Consider the following 2,839-nt stretch of genomic DNA (forward strand, 5'->3'; position numbering starts at 1 on the left):
GATCTCGCAGGCATCCGCGACCGGCAGAGATTCCAGTCGGTGGGCGATCTTGCCGACGTCCATGCCGTCCAAGTGTTCCATCACCAAGTAGTGCCAACCGGAATGGGTGCCCGCATCGGTGGCACGAACAATTCCCGGATGTTCGAGTGCCGCGATGGTTGTCATTTCTCGATCGAAACGATCCAGCCATCCTGGTTCCATGACTCGGTGAGGTGGCAGCAACTTGATCGCGCACTGCCGTTTCAGTCGGTTGTGGCGAGCCAAACACACCATGCCCATTCCGCCCTGCCCGAGTTTCCCCATGATCTCGTAGGGACCAATTTGGTCGATGGGCAGGTCGGCGGATACGTGGGAGGACGCGATGTGGGCGGTCATCAAACGTGCGACCGCGAATTGGCAGGCCGATTCGGCTAGGACGGAGTCTTCCTCCGTACCGGCTTTTGCAACCGAAGACAACGCGTCCCATTTGTCTGGGATGCGTGACTGGCATTGTTCGCACTCATCGACGTGTTTGGATGCGGAATCGAACTCGTCGGAGGACAGTTGGCCGTCGAGCAAACGGTGCAATTCTTCGACGCTCAGACAATCGGTGCTGGTGGCAATCATGACGGGCTTTCGGTGCGAGGGATGGATTGGTTGACCACGCAACGCTTGGACGGGCGGCGATTGGACACCTCAGCGATGAAAATCTTTCAATTCTTTTCGCAGTCGTTGCAGCACCCGAGCGCGAGCCTTGTAGACCGTCCACCGACTGACGTTCAGGTCAGCTGCCACCGCCGCTGGATCACAGCCTTCGACGGCGGTCCGCCAGAACATCTGCCAGGTCTTCGGATCAGTCGATTGCCTCAGAACTTGCAGCATGCGGTTCTGAATCGACTGCACATCGTCGGCCAGTTCGCTGGGCGGATCCGAGCTTTCTCGCTCCGCCCACTGCAACGCTTCGCCATCGAGCACGATCGGAGACCGTTGGTCGGCACGTTGGCGATCGCGAAGTTTGTTGCGAGCGATGGTCCACAACCATCCGCGAAAAGTGGCGCCCGTTTGGTCCAGGTTGAACCGCGGGAGAGCCTTGGCGACGGCGAGAAACGTGTCTTGCATCACGTCGGCGGCGTCGGCCGACTGAGCCCCGCATCGGCGAATCCATCGGTAGACGATCGGACCGTAGACCTGGACCAACATCTGCCAGCCCTCGTCGTCGCCGTACCGGGCCCGTTCGAGCAAGGATGGATGAGTCGATGGTTCCTCGATGGTGCCGGCGTTCATGAGGTGGCCTGATGCATGGGACGAACAAGTTTGCGAGAGCCGAACCGGCATCTCGCAAGTGTTCCTCCCAAGATAGCAACCTGGTCACGCCGCAAGTGGTGGAGGCCTTCTCACCCTCCGCATCCACCACAACCTCCGCACCCGCCTCCACAGCCCGCATCGCCCCCACCTCCGCTGAAGTCGAAACTGCTGGCCCCGTCTCCGCTGCTCCAATCAATCCATCCGGTCGAATTCGATGCCTTCTGAGCAGCCTGGATTTCTTCTCCGTACAACATGTCGTTGGTGAAAAGCTCGGAGGGATCGGTGAGCACGTAGGCGGCCACTGCGGGACCCCAACACGCCAGGCAGGGCAACTCATCCAAGTCGCCTCCGTCGGTTTGGTGGGCTGACTTCAACCCCGTTTCAGGATAGCTCCGCTGTGATCGTTCTTGGACCGATTTGCCCAAGGAAGTCAGCCGCTCGCGACCCGCCATGTGAAACGCGACCGCGAACCCGACGGTCGCGATGACCATTTCTAAAACGAGAAACCCAATCGGGCGATCGTTTTGGATTCCCTGCATGCACCTCAGTCCACCGACGACCAACAAGATGCCCGCCAGCCCCAACGCACCCATGTGAAAATGCTTGCGTTGTTCGGTCGATCTCAGTAATCCCGATTCTCGCATTTGCGATTCAGCATTGGTTGCGGTGGAATGGATCGCCACCAGCAATCGTTGGAACGATTGCGGGGCGTTGCTGAAGGCCAGGTAGTCAGTGGTCACCTTCATCGCGCTGACAGCAACGGGATCATCGTCGTGCTGGGCCTGCAATGCACCACGATCGAGGATGGTGAATCCGTGTTGATCGCATTGGACGATGCCTCGCTTTTGCAACGCTACCAGAGTTGTTTGAAGCAATCGTTTCTTGCCTCCTGCCAGAATCGACAGTTGCCCCCAACCAACTTTGGGAAGAGCGGACGGATTGGATGACCAGCCGTTGCTGATGTGAAACCAAACCAACAGGTAGACAAAGCCAAACGCAATCGCGGCACCATACAGCGCCAGGAAAGTGGGGCCGTCCAAGTTGAACGGGAACAACGCCGCGAAAGGTGTCGCTGCCAAGCCGGCGATCGCGAGGTGCGATCCTTGCAATGACTCGCCGGTCAAGTTTGGCTTGGGGATCAGCCAGAACTTGCGTCGGTCAATGCGGAGCGACGCGATCGATTGAGCGAATCGTTCTTCCGTCGGCGGCCAAATCTCCACCGGGGCTTTGCCAAATGCCCGTTCATAAGATGCAAGCGTTTGTTCGTATTGGTCTTGGTATCGAACACGTTCTTGCGAGCCACCTTTGGTCGGTCCGTGATGCAGTGGGGATGGCAGGACATCTTGGCACAAGTCCACCCAATAGTTCTCGGTGTAGACCAAGTGTTGATGCCAAACTTGATCGACCGCATCCGACGGAGTCACACTGTGTCCCGAAAACGCCGGTTACAGGCGCTTCAGCCGGGCGGCGAAAAACCCGTCGAGGCCGCCAAGCCGCTCCGCCTCGCCCGGCGGCGTGCTCGGCAGCAGGCAGGGCAGCGTGCGCAGGTCCCCAT

At 59.1% G+C, this 2,839-nt stretch carries 3 protein-coding genes; all 3 read right to left on the minus strand.

Translation table 11 applies throughout. The features are described 5' to 3' along the window. The coding region (locus ACF8AM_RS11760; protein ID WP_392555817.1) for a protein kinase at positions 1-606 on the minus strand (606 nt) is incomplete at its 3' end. A gap of 69 nt (positions 607-675) precedes the next feature. Further along, positions 676-1,263, minus strand: a complete 588-nt coding sequence (locus ACF8AM_RS11765) for an RNA polymerase sigma factor (RefSeq protein ID WP_392555818.1) — start codon at positions 1,261-1,263, stop codon at positions 676-678. Positions 1,264-1,373: 110 nt separating this feature from the next. After that, positions 1,374-2,708, minus strand: coding sequence for a TIGR04222 domain-containing membrane protein (locus ACF8AM_RS11770; RefSeq protein WP_392555819.1), 1,335 nt, complete (start codon positions 2,706-2,708; stop codon positions 1,374-1,376). Positions 2,709-2,839: the final 131 nt, after the last annotated feature.

The sequence above is a fragment of the Rhodopirellula sp. JB055 genome (assembly GCF_043100905.1).
Taxonomy (GTDB): domain Bacteria; phylum Planctomycetota; class Planctomycetia; order Pirellulales; family Pirellulaceae; genus Rhodopirellula.